19 protein-coding genes are annotated in these 21,836 nt (G+C 67.4%); 8 read left to right on the forward strand and 11 right to left on the reverse strand.

Going from position 1 to position 21,836, the window contains the following annotated elements; translation table 11 throughout:
• Nucleotides 1–4: 4 nt before the first annotated feature.
• Nucleotides 5–955 carry an exopolyphosphatase gene (locus RTQ83_RS01475; RefSeq protein ID WP_312510774.1) on the reverse strand — a complete coding sequence of 317 codons (951 nt, stop codon included), beginning with the start codon at nucleotides 953–955 and terminating at the stop codon, nucleotides 5–7.
• A 313-nt stretch (nucleotides 956–1,268) separates the two neighbouring features.
• Between RTQ83_RS01475 and RTQ83_RS01480 the strand changes: the two genes are divergently transcribed.
• The 3 genes from RTQ83_RS01480 to RTQ83_RS01490 all read left to right on the forward strand — a co-directional run bounded on the left by RTQ83_RS01480 (nucleotide 1,269) and on the right by RTQ83_RS01490 (nucleotide 4,770).
• Nucleotides 1,269–2,579, forward strand: coding sequence for a histidine kinase (locus RTQ83_RS01480; RefSeq protein ID WP_312510775.1), 1,311 nt, complete (start codon nucleotides 1,269–1,271; stop codon nucleotides 2,577–2,579).
• Between the two features lie 81 nt (nucleotides 2,580–2,660).
• Nucleotides 2,661–3,455: a LytTR family DNA-binding domain-containing protein gene (locus tag RTQ83_RS01485; RefSeq protein ID WP_312510776.1), complete on the forward strand. Its 795-nt coding sequence runs from the start codon at nucleotides 2,661–2,663 to the stop codon at nucleotides 3,453–3,455.
• 112 nt (nucleotides 3,456–3,567) lie between these two features.
• Nucleotides 3,568–4,770 (forward strand): ATP-binding protein, encoded by a 1,203-nt coding sequence (locus tag RTQ83_RS01490; protein WP_312510777.1) that lies wholly within the window; start codon nucleotides 3,568–3,570, stop codon nucleotides 4,768–4,770.
• A 22-nt stretch (nucleotides 4,771–4,792) separates the two neighbouring features.
• Here the strand turns inward: RTQ83_RS01490 and arsH are convergent, their stop codons facing one another.
• From arsH to RTQ83_RS01515, 5 genes are read right to left on the reverse strand one after another with little or no spacing between them, the layout of a single operon-like run.
• Complete coding sequence (gene arsH, locus RTQ83_RS01495; RefSeq protein WP_312510778.1) at nucleotides 4,793–5,509, reverse strand: arsenical resistance protein ArsH; 717 nt, start codon at nucleotides 5,507–5,509, stop codon at nucleotides 4,793–4,795.
• 31 nt (nucleotides 5,510–5,540) lie between these two features.
• On the reverse strand, nucleotides 5,541–6,821 hold the full coding sequence (locus RTQ83_RS01500) for an arsenic transporter (RefSeq protein WP_312510780.1): 1,281 nt from the start codon (nucleotides 6,819–6,821) through the stop codon (nucleotides 5,541–5,543).
• A 28-nt stretch (nucleotides 6,822–6,849) separates the two neighbouring features.
• Nucleotides 6,850–7,332, reverse strand: a complete 483-nt coding sequence (locus RTQ83_RS01505) for an arsenate reductase ArsC (RefSeq protein ID WP_312510782.1) — start codon at nucleotides 7,330–7,332, stop codon at nucleotides 6,850–6,852.
• On the reverse strand, nucleotides 7,329–7,835 hold the full coding sequence (locus RTQ83_RS01510) for an arsinothricin resistance N-acetyltransferase ArsN1 family B (protein ID WP_312510783.1): 507 nt from the start codon (nucleotides 7,833–7,835) through the stop codon (nucleotides 7,329–7,331). Before RTQ83_RS01510 ends, RTQ83_RS01505 begins: the two co-directional genes overlap by 4 nt.
• 32 nt (nucleotides 7,836–7,867) lie before the next feature.
• A complete protein-coding gene (locus RTQ83_RS01515; protein WP_312510784.1) occupies nucleotides 7,868–8,194 on the reverse strand; it encodes a helix-turn-helix transcriptional regulator in 327 nt (108 codons plus the stop codon).
• A gap of 247 nt (nucleotides 8,195–8,441) precedes the next feature.
• Between RTQ83_RS01515 and RTQ83_RS01520 the strand changes: the two genes are divergently transcribed.
• On the forward strand, nucleotides 8,442–9,461 hold the full coding sequence (locus tag RTQ83_RS01520) for a porin (RefSeq protein WP_312510785.1): 1,020 nt from the start codon (nucleotides 8,442–8,444) through the stop codon (nucleotides 9,459–9,461).
• A 102-nt stretch (nucleotides 9,462–9,563) separates the two neighbouring features.
• Here the strand turns inward: RTQ83_RS01520 and RTQ83_RS01525 are convergent, their stop codons facing one another.
• The gene (locus RTQ83_RS01525) at nucleotides 9,564–10,541 is read right to left on the reverse strand and encodes a ferritin-like domain-containing protein (protein WP_312510786.1); all 978 of its coding nucleotides are present in this window, start codon (nucleotides 10,539–10,541) and stop codon (nucleotides 9,564–9,566) included.
• 259 nt (nucleotides 10,542–10,800) lie between these two features.
• On the opposite strand from RTQ83_RS01525, the gene RTQ83_RS01530 reads away from it, so the two are divergent.
• Together RTQ83_RS01530 and RTQ83_RS01535 are read left to right on the forward strand one after the other, a co-directional pair.
• Nucleotides 10,801–11,388 carry a sigma-70 family RNA polymerase sigma factor gene (locus RTQ83_RS01530; protein WP_312510787.1) on the forward strand — a complete coding sequence of 196 codons (588 nt, stop codon included), beginning with the start codon at nucleotides 10,801–10,803 and terminating at the stop codon, nucleotides 11,386–11,388.
• Nucleotides 11,385–12,089 carry an anti-sigma factor domain-containing protein gene (locus RTQ83_RS01535; RefSeq protein WP_312510788.1) on the forward strand — a complete coding sequence of 235 codons (705 nt, stop codon included), beginning with the start codon at nucleotides 11,385–11,387 and terminating at the stop codon, nucleotides 12,087–12,089. Before RTQ83_RS01530 ends, RTQ83_RS01535 begins: the two co-directional genes overlap by 4 nt.
• Nucleotides 12,090–12,106: 17 nt before the next feature.
• Here RTQ83_RS01535 and RTQ83_RS01540 read toward each other — a convergent pair whose 3' ends face one another.
• The 4 genes from RTQ83_RS01540 to RTQ83_RS01555 are packed head-to-tail and all read right to left on the reverse strand — an operon-like array spanning nucleotide 12,107 to nucleotide 19,090.
• Entirely contained in the window at nucleotides 12,107–14,593 is a 2,487-nt protein-coding gene (locus RTQ83_RS01540; protein WP_312510789.1) for an ABC transporter permease, read from the reverse strand.
• A 19-nt stretch (nucleotides 14,594–14,612) separates the two neighbouring features.
• The gene (locus RTQ83_RS01545; protein ID WP_312510790.1) at nucleotides 14,613–17,060 is read right to left on the reverse strand and encodes an ABC transporter permease; all 2,448 of its coding nucleotides are present in this window, start codon (nucleotides 17,058–17,060) and stop codon (nucleotides 14,613–14,615) included.
• Entirely contained in the window at nucleotides 17,057–17,737 is a 681-nt protein-coding gene (locus RTQ83_RS01550; protein WP_312510791.1) for an ABC transporter ATP-binding protein, read from the reverse strand. The genes RTQ83_RS01545 and RTQ83_RS01550 overlap by 4 nt, the downstream gene beginning before the upstream one ends.
• Before the next feature lie 54 nt (nucleotides 17,738–17,791).
• Nucleotides 17,792–19,090, reverse strand: coding sequence for an HlyD family efflux transporter periplasmic adaptor subunit (locus RTQ83_RS01555; protein ID WP_312510793.1), 1,299 nt, complete (start codon nucleotides 19,088–19,090; stop codon nucleotides 17,792–17,794).
• 200 nt (nucleotides 19,091–19,290) lie between these two features.
• On the opposite strand from RTQ83_RS01555, the gene RTQ83_RS01560 reads away from it, so the two are divergent.
• Together RTQ83_RS01560 and RTQ83_RS01565 are read left to right on the forward strand one after the other, a co-directional pair.
• Nucleotides 19,291–20,643 (forward strand): sigma-54 dependent transcriptional regulator, encoded by a 1,353-nt coding sequence (locus RTQ83_RS01560; RefSeq protein WP_312510794.1) that lies wholly within the window; start codon nucleotides 19,291–19,293, stop codon nucleotides 20,641–20,643.
• Nucleotides 20,633–21,832: an ATP-binding protein gene (locus RTQ83_RS01565; protein WP_312510795.1), complete on the forward strand. Its 1,200-nt coding sequence runs from the start codon at nucleotides 20,633–20,635 to the stop codon at nucleotides 21,830–21,832. Before RTQ83_RS01560 ends, RTQ83_RS01565 begins: the two co-directional genes overlap by 11 nt.
• Nucleotides 21,833–21,836 lie beyond the last annotated feature (4 nt).

The raw sequence follows: 21,836 nt of genomic DNA on the forward strand, positions 1-21,836 counted from the left end.
CCGCTTACCCTTCGCTGGTGATGCGCTGCACCAGTGCGCCCAGCACCTCTTCCGCCATGTCGTTCGACACCTGGCACGTGCCGGCATTCTCGTGCCCGCCGCCGCCATACTCCAGCATCAGCGCGCCGATATTCGTCTGCGAGCTGCGGTTCAGGATCGACTTGCCGGTGGCAAACACCGTGTTCTGCTGCTTGACGCCCCACAGCACGTGGATCGAGATATTTGTTTCGGGGAACAGCGCATAGATGATGAAGCGGTTGCCGGCATAGATCACCTCTTCGCCGCGCAGGTCGAGCACCACCAGGTTGCGTTCGACCCGGGCGCAGCGCCGGATCTGTTCCTTGCACAGCTCGCTGTGCTGCAGGTACAGCGCGGTACGCTCCTGCACGTCCGGCAGCGCCATGATCTGGTCGATGCGGTGGCTGGCGCAATAGCCGATCAGCTCCATCATGAGCTGGTAATTGGAGATGCGGAAGTCGTGGAAGCGGCCCAGCCCGGTACGTGCATCCATCAGGAAGTTGAGCAGGTTCCAGCCCTCCGGCGCCAGCACTTCGTCGCGCGAAAAGCGCGCGGCGTCGCCCTTGTCGACCGCCGCCATCATCTCGTCCCAGGCCGCCGGGAAGGTGCGCGCGCCGCCGTAGTGGTCGTACACAACCCGCGCCGCCGACGGCGCCTGCGGATGGATGATGTGGTACTCGCGCCGCTCCAGATTGCGCAGCGTTTCCGACAAATGGTGGTCGAACACCAGGTGGGCGCCGCTGACGTACGGCAGGTTGGTGGTGATGTCGCGGCTGGTGATCGCGATCTTCCCGTCTTGCATGTCCTTGGGGTGGACGAACAGGATGTCGTCGATCAGGTCGAGGTGGCGCAGCAGCACGGCGCAGACCAGGCCGTCGAAATCGCTGCGGGTGACGAGGCGGAATTTCTGATGAAGCTGGTTGGCAATCGCGGACATCGGCACACCCTTTCATCGACGGTGGGGACGCGGCCGGCAGGTTCCGGCCAAGCGGAAAGATCATCATACATTGCAATATTTCTAAATAACAGCGTTTGTGGCGAAACGTCATCACCCGCGTGTTGGCGCCGCATGCCGTCCATTCCCGCGATTCTGCAGGCTGTCGCACGGGGGCTGGCCGTGGCGCGCCGGGCGCGTTACAGTGATGCTGAGAGTTGCAACATCCCAACACCCGTCAAAGAGCGACAATAAACCGGGAGGATGTGCCGGCCGCGATGCGGTCCAAGAAAAACGCCGAGAAAACGATACCGCCATGCAAGCACGCAGCACGACCCAGCAGCATTTATCCAACACCCTGTCCTGGCTATACCGCTGCTTCGACGCGATCGCCACCTGGGTGACCCAGCTGTCGTGGTGGAAATTCCTGCTGTTTGCCTGCCTGACCCTGGCCGCCGCCGGCATCCTGCAGCAGGAACTGTTCAACCGCCCGGCCGAGGAAGAGATCGCGCGCGCCGAGCGCGAAGCCGGCCGCCGCAGCGACGCCAGCATCCTGATCGACGAGAGCGGCATCCACTTCAATCCGCGCAACCGGGCGCGCGCCGCCGCCGCGACCGAGCCGGCCGTGCCCGAAGTGCCGGATGGAACAGATGGCACCGATGCGCCGGCGCCACCGGCTCCGCCGGCGCCGCCCGTGCCCAGCCGCGGCGGCGGGGGCACCGGCACCGTCAACGTCAATCCCAACGGCGACTCGGTCCACATCGAACTGCCGCCGCAGATCGGCGAAGAGCTGTCGGACGCGATCGAAGCGGCGGTCGAGGACGCCGCAGAACAGAAAGTGTCGCGCTACCACAAGCAGGCCTCGACCTGGTTCATGAACTTCGTGCTGCTGCTGCTGCTCGCCCTGTTCGGCACCAAGGCCCTGGTCGGCGGCAAGAAACGCGCCGATGCCGAAGCCAAGGTCGCCAACGACGCCGCCGAGCGCGAAGCGATGCAGCGCCAGCTGTCCGAGACGAAAATGCAGATGATGCAGGCCCAGGTCGAGCCGCACTTCCTGTTCAACACCCTGGCCTCGGTCGAACACCTGATCCGGGTCGATCCGCCGCGCGCCTCGGCCATGCAGCGCAGCCTGATCCAGTACCTGCGCGCGGTGCTGCCGCAGATGCGCGACAACGCCGTGGTCACCGGCCTCGGGCGCGAAGTGGACATGGTGCGCGCCTACCTCGACCTGCTCAAGATGCGCATGGAAGAACGCCTGACGGTGGACCTGCAGATCCCCGACGGCCTGCGCAGCGCGGCCTTCCCGCCGATGATGCTGCAGTCGATGGTCGAGAACGCCATCAAGCACGGGCTCGAGTGCAAGTCCGAGGGCGGCACCCTGAAGATCGTGGCCGAGGTGGCCGACAGCCAGCTGCGCGTGACCGTCACCGACGACGGCGTGGGATTCGGCGTGATGCCGAGCGACGGCACCGGTCTCGGGCTGCAGACGATCCGCGACCGCCTGCGCATGCTGCACGGCGATGCCGGCCGGCTGCACATCGGCGCCAACAGCCCGAGCGGCGTGATCGCGACCATCGAAGTACCCTACCAGTTGTCGAAACCCGACCGTAACGACCGGCTTGCCTGAACACCGGAATCACGGAATAATCGCTCGATCATACGATTTCAATAACACGCATTCAAAAACAATTTCCCTGAAGAGACCGACATGACCACTGCTGCCCCGACCGCCATCATTGCCGACGACGAACGACTGATGCGCGACCAGTTGCGCATGCGCCTGGCAGAGGTGTGGCCCGAGCTGCAGATCGTGGGCGAAGCCAAGAACGGCGAAGAGGCGGTGCAGCTGGTCGGCGAACTGAAACCCGACCTGACCTTCCTCGACATCCGCATGCCGGGCAAGACCGGCATGGAAGCGGCGCGCGAGATCGGCGAGCGCAGCCAGATCGTGTTCGTCACCGCCTACGACCAGTACGCGGTGGAAGCATTCGAGCGCGGCGCGATCGACTACGTCCTCAAGCCGACCGAGCCGGAACGCCTGAAGATCACGATCGACCGCCTCAAGGAGCGGCTCGACAGCAGCTCGAACGGCGGCGGCAACGGCGCCGCCAGCGTGAACGACAGCGTCACGGCGATGCTGTCGCAGCTGGCCGAAAAGATCGCCGCGCCCAAGCCCAAGCACCTGCAGTGGATCCAGGCCAGCATCGGGCAAGACCTGCGCATGATCCCGGTCGAGGACATCCTGTTCTTCCGCTCGGACGAGAAATATACCTGCGTCCAGACGGCCGGCTTCGAGGCGCTGATCCGCAAACCGGTGCGCGACCTGGCCGAGGAGCTCGATCCATCGCTGTTCTGGCAGATCCACCGCGCAACGCTGGTCAACGTGAATGCGATCGAAGGCGTGACGCGCGATATTCGCGGGCGCCACCTGGTGCTGGTCAAGGGACGGCCGGAAAAGCTCGAGGTGAGCCGCAGCTTCCTGCATCTGTTCAAGCAGATGTAATCGCTCCTGCATCGGCGCGGGCGATTTTGTGACCCGTCAAAACGGGCGTACTATCCCACAGCTATGGTAGAGCACCCGGCCCGCGCCCTGCGGGCCTCTCTCGCCATTCCACATGACACATCAGCGCAGTTACCGCCGCGCCGGCGCGAACCGGGCGATGCTGCTGGCCGGCTTCCTGGGCGGTGTGTGCGCCAGTCGGATGGCGGCGACGTTGCACCCTGCCCGTTCGCACTCGAGCGGGACGCGCATCCTCGACAGCCGCCGCATCGTCGACAGCGCCAGCGACGCCATCCTGTCGGTCGACCAACATACCCGCATCCTGCTGGCCAACCCGGCGGCCGCCCAGATGTTCGGCACCCGCGTCGGTGTCATGAAGGGCAGCATGCTTGCGCGCTTCATCCAGCCGCCCGCCCAAACCCGCAGCGCCGGCGCAAGCAATGCCGCACTTACCCCGCTCCACTATTTTCCGACCGGCGGCGGACGTGCCGGGCGCCGTGCCACCGACTATGCCGTGACCGGAATCCGTGCCAACGGCCAGCTATTCCCGATCGAGGGCTCGATATCCAGCATCGGACACGACGATCGCAGTGTCTATACCGTGATCCTGCGCGACGTCTCCGAGCGCCACCTGGTGCAGCAAAAGCTGAGCCGCTCGCACGACCAGCTGCGCCAGCTTTCCTCAGCCCTGCAGAGCATTCGTGAAGAAGAACGCACCCACATCGCGCGCGAGCTGCATGACGATCTCGGCCAGCTGCTGGCTTCGCTACGCATGGACATGACCCTGCTGGTCCGGATCGATCACCTGCCCGATGCCAGTGTGCGCCTGATCGCCGGCATGGAAAACAATTTGCTGACGGCCATCGCCTCGCTGCGCCGCATCGCCACCAACCTTCGTCCGCGAGCGCTCGATGAAGGCGGCCTCTACTTCGCACTGCAAGGCCTGCGCGACGAATTCGTCGCGCGCCACGGCATCGCCTGCACCCTGCTCGCCGACGAAGCCGAGCTGCGGCTGGACGACGCCGCCAGCACCGCGGTGTTTCGCATCGTGCAGGAAGCGCTGACCAATATCGCGCGCCACGCCGGCGCCATCAGCGTCGTACTGCATCTGCACCGCCTCAATGGCGATCTGCTGCTCACGATCCGCGACGACGGCCGCGGCATTCGCGCCGAAGACATGGACAAGGCCGAGTCGCTCGGCCTTGTCGGGATGCGCGAGCGGGTCTGGGCCATGCGCGGCGAGATCACGATCGGCAGCGACGAGCCGCCCGGCACCCGCATCGATATCGTGCTGCCGATGGCCGGGCACCAAGCATGAATTGCGGCGCTGGATTGCGGCGCTAGATCTTGCCGAGCTGGCGGTCGATGCCGCGCCGCACGCGTTCGCTGCGCTCGCTGTAACGGTCGGTCAGGTAATCGCTGCGCCCACGCAGCAGCAACGTAAACTTCACCAGCTCTTCCATCACGTCCACCACCCGCTCGTAGTAGGCCGAGCGGCGCATGCGGCCGGCCTCGTCAAATTCCTGGTACGCCATCGGCACCGAGGACTGGTTCGGGATCGTGAACATGCGCATCCAGCGTCCCAGCAGACGCAGGCTGTTGACCACATTGAACGATTGCGAGCCGCCGCAGACCTGCATCAGCGCCAGCGTGCGCCCCTGGCTCGGCCGGATCGCGCCCTGCTCGAGCGGAATCCAGTCGATCTGGTTCTTCATCACCGCGGTCGGCGCGCCATGGCGCTCGGGGCTGCACCACACCTGCCCCTCCGACCACAGGCACAGTGCGCGCAGCTCGGCCACCTTCGGATGGCTGTCCGGCACGCTGTCCACGACCGGCAAGCCGGCCGGATCGAAGATCCTGACTTCGGCGCCGAGCGCTTCCAGGATGCGCGCCGCCTCCTGGGTCAGGAAACGGCTGTACGAGCGTTCGCGCAGCGAGCCGTACAGCATCAGGATGCGCGGCGGATGATCCGGCCCGGCGTCCGCGCCCAGACGGGCGGGATCGGGTAACTCCCAGCGCGCCGGGTCGATGTTCGGAAGGTTCGGGATCGGGTCCATGCGACGGTTCTCTCGGTCAGTGTTCGGTATTTCAGGAAAGGCGCAGCGCCAGCGCGCACAGCGTCACCAGCAGGATCGGCAGCGTCAGCACGATGCCGACACGGAAGTAGTCGCCCCAGGAAATGCGGATCCCCTTGGCCGACAGGACGTGCAGCCACAGCAGCGTGGCCAGGCTGCCGATCGGCGTGATCTTGGGGCCCAGGTCGCTGCCGATCACGTTGGCATACACCATCGCTTCGCGCACGGCGCCGGTGCTGCTGGTGGCGTCGATCGACAAGGCGCCGACCAGCACTGCCGGCATATTGTTCATGACCGAGGACAGCAGTGCGGCGATGAAGCCGGTCCCCAGGGCCGCGCCCCACACACCGTACCCGGCGCAACGCTCCAGTAGCGCCGTCAGCCAGGCCGTGAGGCCGGCATTGCGCAGGCCGTACACCACCAGGTACATGCCGAGCGAGAACACCACCACCTGCCACGGCGCGCCGCGCAGCACTTCTCGTGTCGGAATCGCGTGGCCGCGCGCCGCCACCGCCAGCAGCACGGCGGCGCCCACGGCCGCGACCGCGCTGATGGGCAGTCCGATGCGTTCCAGGCCAAAGAAACCCGCCAGCAGCAGCGCCAGCACCCACCAGCCGGCGAGGAAAGTCGCGCGGTCGCGGATCGCGTCCTGCGGGCGCTTGAGCTGCGCCAGATCGTAGCGTGCCGGGATGTCGCGGCCGAATTGCCAGCCGAGGGCGGCCAGCGTCGCCATCACCGCCACCAGGTTCACCGGCGCCATGACCGCCGCGTAGCGCGCGAAGCCGATGCGAAAATAGTCGGCCGACACGATGTTGACCAGATTGGACACCACCAGCGGCAGGCTGGCGGTGTCGGCGATGAAGCCGGCCGCCATCACATAGGCCAGCACGGCGCGCGGCGGAAAGCGCAGCGCCGCCAGCATCGCGACCACGATCGGCGTCAGGATCAGGGCGGCGCCGTCGTTGGCGAACACGGCGGCCACCACGGCACCCAGCAGGATCAGCAGCACGAACAGGCGCCGCCCGCTTCCCCCGCCCCAGTGCGCGACGTGCAGCGCCGCCCATTCGAACGCGCCGGCGCGGTCGAGCAGCAGGCTGATGACGATGATCGCGACGAAGGCGCCGGTGGCGTTCCAGACGATCTGCCACACGACCGGGATGTCCTCGACCCCGATCGCCCCGGCCAGCAGCGCCACGGCGGCGCCGGCGGCGGCGCTCCAGCCGATGCCGAGCCCGCGTGGCTGCCAGATAACGAGGATCAGCGTTCCCAGAAAAATGAGGATGGCGGTAAGCACGGAATTTCCTGTCAGATGATGGCGGCAATCACGAACCGGCCTGCCCGATCCGGTCGAGCGCGGCCTTGAATCCCGCGCGGTCGCTTTCCAGCCCCGCCAGCGGCAAGGCGAAAAACGCCTCGATGCGCGCGCGCAGGATGGCGTAGGCGTCATCGAAGGCGGCCGCAATTTCGGCCTGGCTTCCCTGGACATGGCTCGGATCGTCCACGCCCCAGTGCGTGCGCAGCACCGGGCCCAGGTAGGCCGGGCAGGTTTCGCCGGCGGCGCCGGCGCACACCGTGACCACGATGTCCGGCGTGACCGGCAAGGCGTCCCAGGATTTGCTGGTATAACCGCCGGTCGCGATGCCCTCGCGCGCCAGCAGCGCCAGTGCCCGCTCGTTGAGTTTGCCTGCTGGCTGGCTGCCCGCGCTCAGCGCACGCCAGCCGGCAGGCGCGAGATGGTTGAAGAGCGCCTCGGCGATCAGCGACCGGCACGAGTTGCCGGTGCACAGGAACAGGACGTGCTTCACGCGTCCTCCGCCAGGCTCAGCTGCCAATAGCCGACGTCGACCCAGCCGCCGAACTTGTAGCCGACGTCCGAGAAATGCGCGACCTTGCGGAACCCGAGCCGCTCGTGCAGGCCGACGCTGCGCGCGTTCGGCTGGGCGATGCCGGCGATGACGGTGCGGATCCCGCCGGCGCGAAGCTGGCCGATCAGCTGTCGGTACAGCAGCGCGCCCCAGCCGCGTCCGCACGCGCTGTCGTCCAGGTAGACGGTGCTCTCCACCGAAAACCGGTAAGCCGGACGCGCGCGCCATTTGGTGGCGTAAGCATAGCCGGCCAGTTCGCCCTGGTGCAAGGCGACCAGCCAGGGCAGGCCGGCGTCGGCGACATCGCGGATCCTGCCGGCCATCTCGGCCTCGGACACCGGCTGTTCCTCGAAGCTGATGGTGGTCTGCGCGACATAGCGGTTATAAATGGCGGCGATGCGCGCGGCGTCGGCGGCGCTGGCTGGACGGATGTCGATCTGCACGGTGGTCCTCGGTCGGATAGGTCGATTGGTGTTCAGGCAGGATTGCAGACGCCCTTGCCGGCCGGAGCGCAGGGAATTCCGGCGCAGCAGTTTTCGGTCAGGAAGCCCATCAGCGCGTTCATGTTGTCGTAGCGCGCCTCGTAGATGACAAAGCGGCCTTCGTGACGCGCCTTGACCAGCCCGGCATGCGTCAATTCCTTCAGGTGAAACGAGAGCGAGGACGGATTCAGGGCCAGCGCATCCGAAATCCTGCTTGCCGCCAGCCCTTCCGGCCCAGCTTGCACCAGCAGGCGAAACGCTGCCAGGCGCGATTCATGCGACAGCGCCGTCAGCGCGGCAGCAGCCTGTGAAATATCCATGATTAACCTTCCCCCTTCAACATGTCGCCAGCGCGGCAACCAGTCCCTCATAATTCAATAACTATTGAATTATAGTGAATGAAAACAGGGGTGACCATGCTGCGTCAAGCGGTTTCAAAAGCCAGTATTGCGGAAATACAACATGATCAGCCTGTCATCAAAGAGACATATTGGCTGAGTAACATTCGCCTCGATCTGAGTTGACTTGCTAACTCAACATCTTGTCGAAACCAAACTGGAGATCTTCATGAAGTATAAATGCCTGGCCGCCGCACTGCTGTCTTCCCTCCCGCTGTTCGCCCATGCGCAAACCAACGTCCAGATCTATGGCGTGATGGATGCTGCAATCGCGATCGAGGACACCGATGCGCCGGGCACCGACCGCCGCACCGTCGTCAACTCGGGCAACCAGTCGAGCAGCCGCCTCGGCTTCCGCGGCACCGAAGATCTGGGCAACGGCCTGAAAGCACTGTTCAACATCGAAAGCGGCGTGTCGCTCGACACCGGCGCTGCCGACTCGACCATGTGGGGCCGCCGCGCCGTGGTCGGCCTGCAAGGCGAATTCGGTACCCTGACCCTGGGCCGCGAGTACAGCCCGATCGCCGCAGTCGGCGCCGCTTCGGACATCCTGGGCCAGGGCATGTTCGGCAGCAACCTGTCGGCATTCGGCACCAACCGCATGACCCGTCGCCTGTCGAACTCGGTCAACTACAAATCGAACTCGCTGTCGGGCTTCACCGTCAACGCTGCCTACGCCACCGGCGAAAACAACGTCGACAGCGCACCGTCGGGCGACCTGCTGGGCGCATCGCTGGAATACAAGAACGGCGGCCTGTACCTGGGCGCCGGCTACCACCAGACCGAGCGTCTGAATTCGGGCGACGACAAGGAAATGGCGTTCGGCGCCGGCTTCACTTTCGGCGCGTTCGAAATCAAGGGTAACTGGCTGAAAGCCGAGCCGGAACTGCAGCCTGAGTACACCAACGCCAACATCGGCGCATCGTACGCCATGGGCGCCAACAAGTTCTTCCTGAACTTCCAGCAGCAGAAGTTCGACCTGAACGACGCCAAAGGCAACACCGTGTCGGTCGCCTACACCTACTCGCTGTCGAAGCGCACCAACATCTACACGACCTACGCCCAGCTGCGCAACAACGGCCGCGGCGCCTTCGGCATCAATTCGTCGTCGACCAACGTGACCCCGCCTGCAACCGCCCTGGGCGCCGATCCATCGGTGTTCACCGTCGGCCTGCGTCACTCGTTCTAAGCGAGCGACACCACCGCGCGCGGCTACGGCCACGCGCGGCACTGCTCCCGGCAACGGGGGGCTTCCGATGCCGGCCTGCGCCGGCATTGTGCGTTTCAGGCGTCAGGAATAGGCCGAACTCATGTTCAACACGCCATTCGCGCCGCGCGGGAAGAAGCCGCCCATGGTCACCGATTCCTTGCTCAGGTAGACGATGTTGAGCACGTCGCCCGGCGTGCGGCTGAAGGCGATGCCGTCCTTGTCGAGCGGAACGATGTTCGACACCGTGCTGTCCGCTGGGTCGACGATGCCCTGATCGACGTCGCTCGAACCATCGAGACTGTCGCGCGCATTCGAAATCGCCGTGGCTGCGGTGCGCAGTGTCGGCGCGGTCAGCCCTTTCGTGTACAGCACGGTGCGCACCAGACCGGCATGATATGCCTCGGCTGCCAGGATGCCGGCTGCAGCCTCCAGGAAGGTCTTGTTCTGGATCAGCGGCGACGCGCCCTTGTACGCCGTTACTCCGACGTCTTCGAAAATGAACGCGCCGAGCAGGAAGTTTTCATCGCTGGCATATGGGTCGAACGCGACCCCTGGTCCCACCAGCCCCGCTGCGCGCGCGGCGTTTGAAAAGGCGCCATTCGGATCGCTGCCGCCGATATCGATCGCCGGCTGCGCCACCGCCGCGGTGCCCAGCGCGGCGCGCAAAAAGCCGACGTGGGCAATTTCGTCGCGCGCGATCTCTTTCGCGTACTGGGCCACCAGCGGGTCCTTGAATGCGACCTGGCGCCCGCCGGTTACCGCCCCTTGCGTGCCGGTGCCGCCGACCAGGTTGGCGGCCAGGCCGACGCCGAATACCGCATACGAATAGAACTGCGCCTCCAGGTATTCCAGATTGAGGGCGAAATTGAGGATATCGACGTCGGTCGGCTGCGCCGCCTGGGCCACCGCATCCTTGACCGAGCTGCCGCAGGCGCTCAGGAAGGTGCCGCCTACCAGGCCGACGCTCATGCCTCCCACGTTCTTGAAAAACGAGCGCCGTTTTTCGAGTTTTTCCTTGCGTGATTCGAGTAGCGCCAACGTCACATTCGTGTCTGTCATGGTGATTCTCCTGTGAAAACAACGGTCTGGAAACTGAGGAACGCGCGCTCGACCGGGGTCCGATCGACGCTGGCGATGCGGCGTGTACAAACTTGTACGCACGCAGGCTGCGTTCGGTTTCAACTTTTTCCGGGCGATCGATACAAGGTTACGGCGCAAGGGTGGCAACCATGGCTGTTCAGTCGTGCACGCGATCCGCGCATGGCATGATATTGTCAATACGCCAAATTCTTGAATGCACCACTTACGAAAGTCCGCAGTGCCAGACACGCTTGCCATCGATCCCGAACAACTCAGCCGTTGGCTGCATGGCGTGGCCAAGGGCGACGCCGGCGCCTTTCGCAGCCTGTACGACGCTACTTCTCCGAAACTGTTTGGCTATGTGCTGCGTATATTGGGAAAGCGCGAACTGGCCGAGGAAGCCTTGCAGGACGGATTTTTTGCGGTCTGGCACGGCGCGCCGGGCTACCAGCGCCAGCTGGCCGCACCCATGACCTGGATGACGACCATCGTGCGCAACAAGGCGCTCGACCGCTTGCGCAGTCAAGTGCGCGATGCCGACCTGGACGGCCCCATTTTCGACCCCGAGATCATGCAGGCAATGGAAGATCCGCACGCCACCCCGATCGACGCCCTGCTCGTCAGCCGCGACGCGCGGGCGCTGACCGTGTGCATGGCAACGCTGGAGGGCCTGCACCGGCAGGCGGTCGGGCTGGCCTTCTTTCATGACCTGTCGCACAGCGAAGTGGCGCAGCAGTTGGCGGTGCCGATCGGCACCGTAAAAACCTGGATCCGGCGCAGCCTCGAGCGTCTCAAGACCTGCCTGTCCAAAGGGGATCGCGCATGAACATCCGTGGCAATCCCGCACTGTGCGACAAGCTGGCCGCCGAATACGTGCTGGGCACGCTCAAGGGAGGCGCACGGCGCCGCTTCGAGACGCTGCTGCACGATGACGCCGTGCTACGCATGCTGGTAGGCGAGTGGCAGACACGGCTGGTACCGATGGCCGAATTCGTGCCTGATCGCCAGCCACGCCCGCAAGTCTGGCGCGCGCTCGAGCGCCGCCTGGGCATCGGCCGCAGGCATGCTGCCTGGCAGTTCTGGCGCAGCGAATCGCTGCTGTTGTGGCGCACGCTCGGTGTCGGCGCGCTGGCGGCGACGCTGCTGCTGGCGCTGATGCTGCGCTCGGCGCTGGTGGACACGCCGCGTGTCGATCACCTCGCCACCCTTACCGACGACAAGGCCCGCACCGCCCTGGTGTTGACCGCCGACAGCCAGCGCGGCCGGCTCGAGGTGCGGCTGGTGGATGCGGCGCCAGTGGGCGCCGACCGTTCGCTACAACTGTGGGCCGTGCCGAAACAGGGCAATCCACGCTCGCTCGCGGTGCTGGCCGGGGGCGATGCGCAGGCGCTGGCGCTGACCCGCGATGCGCTCGGCGACGATGTCGCCATGCTGGCGGTATCGCTCGAGCCACGCGGCGGCTCGCCCAAGCCGGACGGGCCGAGCGGCCCGATCCTCTACAAGGGCAGCTGGGTAAGGCTGCAATAGCCATGACAGCGGCGGCCTCAGTCGTGCAGCGCCTGCACCGGACTCATTCGCATCGCCAGCCCGGTATGGCGCGCCACGGCCAGCAAAGCCGCCAGTGCTGCTACCGCCAGGCCCGCGACCAGCGGCCACTGGCCGAACGGCGCGTGTTCGACGAAGTCCGCCAGGTAATGCCGGTTCGCCAGCGCAGCCAGCGGCAGGCCGATCAGCGCGGCCACGCCGATGCTCAGGCCGAATTCGCGGCCCAGGCGCGCGGCAATGGCGCGGTTGCCGGCGCCGTACAGCTTGCGGATCACGATCCCGCGCCGCCCGCGCTGCACGGTGTAAGCCGACAGCACGTAGATGCCGAACGCCGACAAGGCCAGCGCCACGGTGCTGGCCGCGCCCAGCATCTGCGCCATGCGCAGGTCGGTACTGTAGTTTTCGGCGAATACGCTCGACGCGCTTTGCAGCTGCATCACCGCATCCGGATAATAGCGGCGCCAAGCAGGTTCGAGCAGAGTGTGCAATTGCTGCTGGTCGAGCTGCGAGCGCAGCGTGATCACCGATCCGAGTTCGGTCACCTGATAGATGATCGGCGCCGGCCGTTCGCGCAGCGACTGGTGGCGCAGGTCGGGCGCCACGCCGACGATGACGACGTCGGGGTGGCCCTCCTCGGTGACGAACGGCATCTGGCCGACCGCCTCGCGCGCGCTGCGATAGCCCAGGGCGCGCACCGCTTCCATGTTCAGCACCGCCAGCCCGCGCCGGGGCTGGTCTTGCCTGGCATCGAACAGCCGGCCGGCCAGCGGACGCACGCCATACAGATCGAAGAAGCTGGGCGACACCTGCTTGACCTCGACCCGGAAGCTGTCGCCCTTGCGGGTATCGAAGCCGGCGATCATCCTGGATTGGTCGCGTCCCACCGCTTCGGACACCACTGCCACGCCGCTTACCTGCGACAGGCGCTCGACCGCCTGCGACAATCCACGCACCTGCTCATCGTTTGAAGGCGGTAGCCGCAGCAGCGCCAGGTTGGCGGGATCGAAGCCCGGATCGGCATGGCTGGCGTACCAGGTCTGCCATCCCACTGCCACCGTGACCGCACTCAAGCCCATCGCCACCGCGAACTGCAGCACCGTCAGCAAGCGGCGCAACCACAGATTGGCGACCGTCTCGCTGCCGCTGTCGCGCCCGGCCAGCACCGTGGCCGGGTGCACCCGCAGCGCGGTCCAGGCCGGGTACAGGCCGGCCACCACGCCGGCGGCCACGCCGCACAGGAGCCCCAGCGCCAGCCTGCCCGGCGTGAAGAAATGCTCCAGCGGACGGTCGACCAGGCTGGCAAAGGTCGGCAGCATCAGCCAGGCCAGCAGCATGCCGGCGCCGGTGGCGATGACGGCCACCAGCACCGACTCGGCCACGAACTGGCCGGCGACGCGCATGGCGCCGGCGCCGAGCACCTTGCGCATGCCGATCTCGCGTTGACGCCGCAGCGCGCGCACGCTGGAGAGATTGATCCAGTTGGTCATGGCCAGGGCCAGGATCAGCAGCGCGACGCCGGCCAGCGCCAGGGTGCTGCCCTTGTTGCCGAAGTGACGGGTATTGGGTCCGCCGGCCAGGTCGGGATCGAAGTAGGCGTCCGGCAGCGCAACGAGTTTCACCTCGGTGCCCGGCCCGTTCCTGCCCGCGACCGACACCGAGCGCATCATCTGCTCCATCGGCGAAGCGTCGACCGCGGCCTGCATCGCCCGCGTCAGGGCCGCCGGATCCTGGCCGGGACGCAGCCTGACCAGCACGCCGCCGCGCTGCCGGTCGTCGGGGCGGGCCAGCCGCGCATCCGGCGTCCGGGCCAGGCTGAGCGGACCGGTCAACGCGTCCCAGCGCTGGGTCGCATTGGCAGGCACGTCCGGCAGCAGCGCCAGCACCTGCAGCACCTCGTCGCCGGCGCGCAGCGTCGCGCCCAGCACGTCGCGCCGCCCGAACAGGCGCAGCGCGGCGCCCTCGGTCAGCGCCACCCCGTCCGGCCGCGCCAGGGCCGCGCCCAGGTCGCCCTGCAGCGCCACCACCCCGAACATCTCGACGAAGGCCGGATCGACGGCAACCAGGCTCAGTTCATGCAACTGGTCGCCAACCCGCAGCGGACGTCCACTTTGCTGGGCGATGCTGGCCAGTTCGGCCAGGCCGCTGTCCAGCGCGGCGTTGCGCACCAGGAGCATCGAACCGGGGGTCCATGCCGGGCGCGGGAAATGGTGCATGCGCTCCTTGACCATGTACACGCGCTCGGCCTGCGGCACGTGGCTGTTGTAGCTCATGCACCAGGCGACGAAGCCGAACAGCAGGTAGCAGGCGGCGCATGCCAGCGCCAAGCCGAGTACCGTGACGGCGGAGTAGCCCGGCTCGCGCAGCAGCAGGCGCCAGCCGACCAGGAAGTCGCGCGCCCTGAACCAGCGGGTGCCGCCACGCGGTGCGGCGCCGGCGCCGGCGCCGGCCAGGGTAAGCGAAGGAGATTGTTTTTCGATGGATTGCACGATCTGCTCCAGATAATCGTCAGGCGCGCAGCGCCTGCACGGGACTCATGCGCAGCGCCAGCAAGGTATGGCGTGCGGTCGCCAGCAGCGCCGCGGCCAGCGCCAGTGCCAGCCCGATCGCCAGCGGCCAGCCGCCGAACGGCGCATGCTCGGTGAAGCCGCTCAGGTACCGGCGGATCGCCAGGGCCGCCAGCGGCAGGCCGACCAGCGCTGCGATGGCGAGGCTCCAGCCGAACTCGCGGCCGAGGCGCAGCGCGATGGCGCGGTGGCCGGCGCCATACAGCTTGCGGATCACGATCTCGCGCCGGCCGCGCTGCACGGTGTAGGCCGACAGGACGTAGATGCCGAACGCCGACAAGGCCAGCGCCACCAGCGCGGCCGCGCCCAGCATCTGCGCCATGCGCAGGTCGCTCGTGTAGTTCTGGGCGAAGACGCTGGATGCGCTCTGCATCTGCATGATCCCGTCCGGGTAGTAGCGGCGCCACACCGGCGCCAGCAGCCGCCCCAGGGCCTGCTGGTCGAGTGCCGAGCGCACCGCGATCACGGTGGCGACGTCGGTCACCCGATAGATCATCGGACCGGGACGCTCGCGCAGCGACTGGTAGCGCAGGTCGGGGGCCACGCCGACGATCACGGTGTCGGGTGAGCGCTGCTCCGGCGCGAACGGCATCTGTCCGATCGCATCGTGCGCGCTGCGGTAGCCCAGCGCCTGCACCGCGGCCATGTTGAGCACCACCAGGCCGCGTCCCGGCGCGTCGCGCTTCGGATCGAACAGGCGCCCTGCCAGCGGCTGCATGCCGTACAGGTTGAAGAAGCCGGGCGAAACGTCCTTGAGTTCGACTCGGAAGTCTTCGCCGTTGCGGGTCTCGAAGCCGCCGATGATCCGGATGTCGTCGCGGCCCACTGCTTCGGACTGCACCGTCACGCCTTCGATCTGCGGCAGGCGCTCGAGCGCGCGCACCAGGCCGCGCACCTGTTCGTCCTCGGACTCCGGCACCCGGATCAACGCCAGCTGCGACGGGTCGAACCCCGGATCGGCATTGGTGGCGTACCAGGTCTGCCAGCCGACGGCCACCGTGACGGCGGTGAGCGCCATCGCCACGCCGAACTGCAGCACCGTCAGGCCGCGCCGCAGCCACAGGTTGCCGGCCGTTTCGCTGGCGCTGTCGCGTCCCGCCAGCACCACGGCCGGACGCACCTGCAGCGCGGTCCACGCCGGGTACAGGCCGGCCGCCACGCCGACCAGCAAACCGCACACCAGCCCGGCCGCCAGCCGCGCCGGCGTGAACAGGCCATGCAACGGACGGTCCACCAGTGCGGCGAACGGCGGCAGCAACAGCCACGCCAGCACGATGCCGCCAACGGTGGCCACCAGCGCCACCAGCACCGACTCGGCCACGAACTGGCCGGCCACGCGCGCAGCGCCGGCACCCAATACCTTGCGCATGCCGATCTCGCGCTGGCGTCCCAGCGTGCGCACCGTGACCAGGTTGATCCAGTTGGTCATGGCCAGCGCCAGGATCAGGAGCGCGACCGCGCCCAGCGCCAGCACCGGCCCCTTCTGGCCGTAGCGCGCGGCCTCGCGCCCGCTCCCCAGGTCAGGGTCGAAATACGCATCCGGCAGCGCCACCAGCGCGGCCTCGGTGCCGGGCCGGCCGATCGTGCGCGTCAGCGCGCCGCCGCGCATGCGGCGTTCGAGCGGCGAATCGTCCAGGGCCTGCTGCATCAGGCGCTCCAGCGCCGCCGGGTCCTGGCCGGGATGGAGCTTGACGAAGACGCTGCCGCGCTGCTCGTCGGTGGGACGCAGTACGCGTGCAGCCGGCGGCCGCGCGCGGCTCAGCGGCCCGGTCAGCGCATCCCAGCGCTGGGTGGCATTCGACGGTACGTCGGGCAGGATCGCCAGCACCTGCAGCACCTCGTCGCCCAGGCGCACGGTGGCGTTCAGCGCAGGGCGCTCGCCGAACAGGCGCAGCGCCGTCTGCTGCGTCAGCGCCAGCCCGTCCGGCCGGCTCAAGGCCGCACCGAGGTCGCCGGCCAGCGGCACAATCGCGAAGATATCGGCGAAAGCGCGGTCGACTGCGAACATCTCGACTTCATGCAGATCGTCGCCGACGCGTAGCGGCTTGCCGTTCGGCTTGCCGAGCGGATCGGCGATGCTGGCATGCTCGGCCATCTTGCTGTCCAGCGCCGTGTCGCGCAGGAACAGCATGGCGCGCGTGTTCCAGTCAGGCCGCGGGAAATGGTTCACGCGCTGCTTGACCACATATACCCGCTCGGCGTGCGGCACGTGGCTGTTGTACTGCATGCACCAGGCGACAAAACCGAGCAGCAGGTAGCAGGCGGCGCATGCCACCGTCAGTCCCAGCACCGTCACGGCGGAATAAGCCGGCTCGCGCAGCAGCAGGCGCCAGCCGACGATGAAGTCACGTGCCCGGATCCATCTGGCGCCGGCAGCGATGGCGCTCACGCCGCCTTCTCCGCGTCGACCATGATGCGTCCGTCGAGCAGGTCGAGCGTGCGCGAGGCCTGGGCCGCGTGGCTTGGGGAGTGGGTGACCATCACCACCGTGGTGCCTTCGGCGTTTATCGTGCGCAGCATGCGCATCACCTCGTCGCCGTGCGCCGTGTCCAGGTTACCGGTCGGTTCGTCGGCCAGCAGTAACGCGGGGCCGGCCACCAGCGCGCGCGCGATCGCCACCCGCTGCTGCTGGCCCCCGGAGAGTTGCGATGGCTTGTGTCTGGCGCGGTGCGCCACGCCCAGGCGCTCGAGCATGGCCTGCACCCGCTCGCGCCGCTCGCGGCCCTTCAGGCCGGTGTATTCCAGCGCCAGCTCGACGTTCTCGAACACGTTCAGTTCGTCGATCAGGTTGAAGCTCTGGAAGATGAAACCGATGCGCCCGCGCCGCAGCCGGTTCAGGCGCGCTTCGCTCCAGCCGGAGACGTCCTGGCCGTCGAACAGGTACTGGCCCTGGCTCGGCACGTCGAGCAGGCCGAGAAGGCTGAGCAGCGTCGACTTGCCGCAGCCCGACGGGCCGGTGATGGCGACGTATTCGCCGGCTTCGATCTCCAGATCGATCTGGTCGAGGGCGCGGGTCTGGACTTCGCCGGCCTGGTGGATCTTGCTAACGCCTGACAGTTTGAGCATCGAGAATTCCTTTCGAGAGATTGCGAGTTTACTGCGTAAATAGTTTCAACCGTTTCATTGCGAGATAGCGAGCACCGCCGACTGACCGAAGGGCGCGTAACTCGACACCACCACCCGTTCTCCGGCCTGCAGGCCGTCCACCACTTCGACCTGGCCGTTGCTGCGCCGGCCGACCCGGATCGGGCGCCGCTGCGCTTCCTTGCCGTCGGCCGTCAGCACATAGGCCCAGGCGCCTCCGCTGTCGCCGAGGAAGGCGCCGGCCGGCAGCAGCAGCGCCGGCGCCGGCTGGCCCAGCGTGAGTTGCGTGTCCAGGCTCTGGCCCGGGCGCAGGTTGGCCGGCTGCTCTTTGGTGAACAGCAGCTCGGCGGCGAAGCGCCCTTCCCTGATCTGCGGGTAGACGCGCGCCACTTCGACCGCATAGCTGCGGCCCTCGTGCGACACCGCGCCGCCGCGGCTGACCGCGATCCGGTTCAGATAAAACTCGTCGATACGCGCGGCGAGCTTGAAGTGGCTCGGATCGTCGATGCGGCCGACGTTTTTGCCGGTGACGATCGACTCGCCCACCTGCAACCGGAAGTCGGTCAGGCGCCCGGCCACCGGCGCGCGCACCACCAGCGCTTCCACCGTCGCCTGCACCAGCTGCAGGCCGCCGTCGAGGGTGCCGATCGCACCCTCCAGCTGGTCCAGCGCTTTGCCGCGAACGGCGCCTTCGGCACTGGCGCGTTCCTGCTCCAGCGCCACCGCGCGCGCTTCCTTGTCGACCGCGTCGCGCACTTCTTCCAATGCCACGCTGGAGATGAAGCCGCGCGCGGCCAGTTGCTCGTTGCGCGCCAGTTTCTTCTTCGCCTGGCTCAGGGCGAAATCCAGTTCGTCCAGGCGCCGCTGGCGCGCGCTGCGGTCGCTCTCCTGGGCCAGGCGCAAATTCGAGAGGTTGTAGATCTGCTGCGCCTGTTCGGCCTGGCGCGCCAGCAGTTCCAGGTTGCGCTGCGGGTTCGAAATGCGAAACAGCAGCTGGCCCTTGCTCACCGCTTCGCCGTCGCGCGCATAGACTTCTTCGATGCGGCCCGACTCCACCGAATCGAGGATCACCGAGTCGCGCGCTTCGGCGCTGGCGCGCAGCACGATCTCATCGCGAAACACGCCGCGTTCGACCGCCGCGATATCGAGGTCGGCGCGCTTGACCTGCAGGCCGCGGGGCACCTGGCTCCAGGCCGCGGCGATGGCGGCAATCACCAGCGCGGCGATGGCGCAGCCGGTCAGGATCGCCTTGCCACGTTTGCGCGGCACGATGGTGTCCATGGCGCTGCCGGAGGCAGGCTGCGCTTGCGCTGGTTTCTGGCTGTGTAGTTGCATGGCGTGGCTCGCGGATGTCGACAAGCCCTTTATTGCAAGCGCCGTGCCATGCGGGTTTGGCCGCTTTTTCATCCGATGCGGGTAGAAAGTGTCCGCTTCCGGACAGGTCGGGTGTGCGCTACCGGACAGGTCGAAAAACGCTGTCCGCGGCGCCAGGCTTCGCTGCTAGAATGCCCCGGTTCACCGCACTGCCGAGCACCATGCAACCATCGACTGCCCGCATCTTGATCCTCGACGACGACGCCGACGTGGCGTTCGCGGCGCGCATGCTGCTGCGCCGCCGCCATGCCGACATCAAGGTGCTGCACGACCCGGCGCTGCTTGACGCGCAGCTGGCGCAGGCGAACGTGGACGTGGTGCTGCTCGACCTGAACTTCACGCCCGGCCGCACCGATGGCGCCGAAGGCATGGCCGCGCTCGACCTGCTACTGAGTCAACCGCGTCCCCCGGCCGTGATCGCCCTTACCGCCTATGCCGACGTGCCGCTGGCGGTGGAAGCGCTCAAGCGCGGCGCAAGCGACTTCATCACCAAGCCGTGGGACAACGCGCGCCTGCTGGCGGCGGTCGACGGCGCGCTGGCAAGGCGCACCTCTTCACCGCCGGCGCCGCAATCGACGTCCGCCACCTCGGCACTGATGGGCGATTCGCGCGCCATGGCCGCTGTGCGCGCGATGGTGTCCAGCGTCGGTCCGACCGAGGCCAATGTGATGGTGCTGGGCGAGAACGGCGTCGGCAAGGAACTGGTGGCGCACGCCATCCACCTGGCCTCGACCCGCGCCAGAGCCAGCTTCCTGGCGGTGGATATGGGCGCGCTGCCCGAAGCGACCTTCGAAAGCGAGTTGTTCGGCCACCGCAAGGGTTCGTTCACCGATGCCAAGCTTGATCGCGACGGCCGCTTCCAGGCCGCGCGCGGCGGCACGCTGTTCCTCGACGAAATCGGCAATACGCCATTGGCGGCGCAGGCCAAGCTCTTGGCCGCACTGGAGCGGCGCGCGGTGACGCCGCTCGGTGCCGACCGCCCGCAGGAAATCGACGTGCGCATCGTCAGCGCCACCAACCTCGATGAAGCGCAGCTGTTCGACCCGGCCGTGTTCCGTCCCGACCTGCTGTTTCGCCTGAACACGATCGTGATCCGCGTGCCGCCGCTGCGTGAGCGCAAGGAAGACATTCCTGGCTTGCTGCGTCACTATCTCGGCCACTACGAGCGTCAGTACAACCGCCCAGCGCGCGCGTTAGCCGAGTTGGCATCCCTGAGCGCATGGCACTGGCCGGGCAATGTGCGCGCGCTGCGCCATGCCTGCGAGCGTGCGGTGATCCTGGCCGGCGCGACGCATTACGAGCTCGCCGATTTCGGCCTGGTCGATCCGACGCCGCTGTCGGCGCCAGCATCGCCGCCGCCCACGCAAGCCGACGAGCGCACGCTGGGCGACCTGGAACGCGCCGCCATTGCCGCCGCCATGGACGGCGCCAAGGGCAATATCAGCGAGGCGGCACGCCGCCTGGGTCTGAGCCGCGCCGCCTTGTACCGCAAGCTGGAAAAGCATGGTCTCTAAGCGTTTATATGCGCTCGTGATCGTGCTGGCCCTGATGGCGCTGGCGGCCGGCGCGGTCGTGGTGCAGGATTCGCCGCGCCTGCTCGTGATCGCCGGCGCGGCAATGCTGGCGTTGGCCGGATTGCTGTGGCGCGTGCTGGGCCGCATGACCGCGCCCAGCCCCAGTACCGAGGCTCCGGCGCCGATGCCGCAGGCGCAGACCGACGCCGTGGCGCACGAAGCACGGCTCGAACATGCGCCGGTGGCGCTGTTTCACATCGACGGCGCCGGTGAAGCGGGCGACGTGTCGCCGCTCAACGTCAATGCGCGCCGCCTGGTGGCGCCGGGCCGGGTGGTCGACCCGACCGCGCTGTTCGCCAAGCTGACCGCGCAGCCGGCCGGCCGCTCGCTGATCTCGTTCGATTCCGAGCGCGGCGCGGAGCGCGCCATGGTCGCGGTGTCGATGTTGACCCTGCACGGCAAGGCGCAGCGCATCGTCGCCCTGCTCCCGGTCGAAACCGAGCTGGAATCCGAAACGCTCAACGCCTGGCGCGTACTGGTCCAGGTGCTGACCCACGAGATCATGAATTCGCTGACGCCGGTGGCGTCGCTGTCGGCCACCGCACAGGGATTGCTGGAAGAATTGCAGCTGGAAGGCGAAGCCGCCGCCGACCTGCGCGTGGCGCTGGATGCGATCTCGCGCCGCGCCACCAGCCTGGCCGATTTCGTCGGCAGCTACCGCAGCCTGTCGGCGTTGCCCGAGGCGCGGCCGGAACGGATCGAACTGGCGCAGCTGTTCGAGCGGTTATCCACCCTGCTCGGCCCGATGTGGCGCGCGCGCGGCAGCGAGCTGTGTTTCAGCTGCGAGCCGGCATCGCTGGTATTGATGGCCGATCCGGGCCAGCTGGAGCAAGCCCTGATCAACCTGCTGAAAAACGCCTTCGAAGCCACTGCCGGCGTACCGCGCGCGCAGGCGCATGTGGAAGCGCGCCTGGCGCGCGGCGCGCGCTTACGCATCGACATCGGCGACAACGGCCCTGGCGTGCCCGAAGACCTGCTGCCGCACATCTTCACGCCCTTCTTCACCACCAAGAAAGGCGGCCGCGGCATCGGCCTGGCGCTGGTGCGCCAGCTGGTACACGGCAATGGCGGGACCGTGCGTCATGTACGCCCGGTGGGCGGCGGCGCGCGCTTCGTGGTCAGCTTCTAGGACG

The organism is Massilia sp. (assembly GCF_031995545.1).
GTDB lineage: Bacteria > Pseudomonadota > Gammaproteobacteria > Burkholderiales > Burkholderiaceae_D > Telluria.

Bases quoted from the DNA above. Each gene is read 5' to 3' on its own strand.
- RTQ83_RS01485 (WP_312510776.1), top strand. From the start codon at position 2,661: ATGACCACTGCTGCCCCGACCGCCATCATTGCCGACGACGAACGACTG.
- RTQ83_RS01520 (WP_312510785.1), top strand. From the start codon at position 8,442: ATGAAGTATAAATGCCTGGCCGCCGCACTGCTGTCTTCCCTCCCGCTG.
- RTQ83_RS01555 (WP_312510793.1), bottom strand. From the start codon at position 19,090: ATGCAACTACACAGCCAGAAACCAGCGCAAGCGCAGCCTGCCTCCGGC.
- RTQ83_RS01560 (WP_312510794.1), top strand. From the start codon at position 19,291: ATGCAACCATCGACTGCCCGCATCTTGATCCTCGACGACGACGCCGAC.
- RTQ83_RS01475 (WP_312510774.1), bottom strand. From the start codon at position 955: ATGTCCGCGATTGCCAACCAGCTTCATCAGAAATTCCGCCTCGTCACC.
- RTQ83_RS01550 (WP_312510791.1), bottom strand. From the start codon at position 17,737: ATGCTCAAACTGTCAGGCGTTAGCAAGATCCACCAGGCCGGCGAAGTC.
- RTQ83_RS01515 (WP_312510784.1), bottom strand. From the start codon at position 8,194: ATGGATATTTCACAGGCTGCTGCCGCGCTGACGGCGCTGTCGCATGAA.
- arsH (WP_312510778.1), bottom strand. From the start codon at position 5,509: ATGGACCCGATCCCGAACCTTCCGAACATCGACCCGGCGCGCTGGGAG.
- RTQ83_RS01525 (WP_312510786.1), bottom strand. From the start codon at position 10,541: ATGACAGACACGAATGTGACGTTGGCGCTACTCGAATCACGCAAGGAA.
- RTQ83_RS01565 (WP_312510795.1), top strand. From the start codon at position 20,633: ATGGTCTCTAAGCGTTTATATGCGCTCGTGATCGTGCTGGCCCTGATG.
- RTQ83_RS01480 (WP_312510775.1), top strand. From the start codon at position 1,269: ATGCAAGCACGCAGCACGACCCAGCAGCATTTATCCAACACCCTGTCC.
- RTQ83_RS01535 (WP_312510788.1), top strand. From the start codon at position 11,385: ATGAACATCCGTGGCAATCCCGCACTGTGCGACAAGCTGGCCGCCGAA.
- RTQ83_RS01490 (WP_312510777.1), top strand. From the start codon at position 3,568: ATGACACATCAGCGCAGTTACCGCCGCGCCGGCGCGAACCGGGCGATG.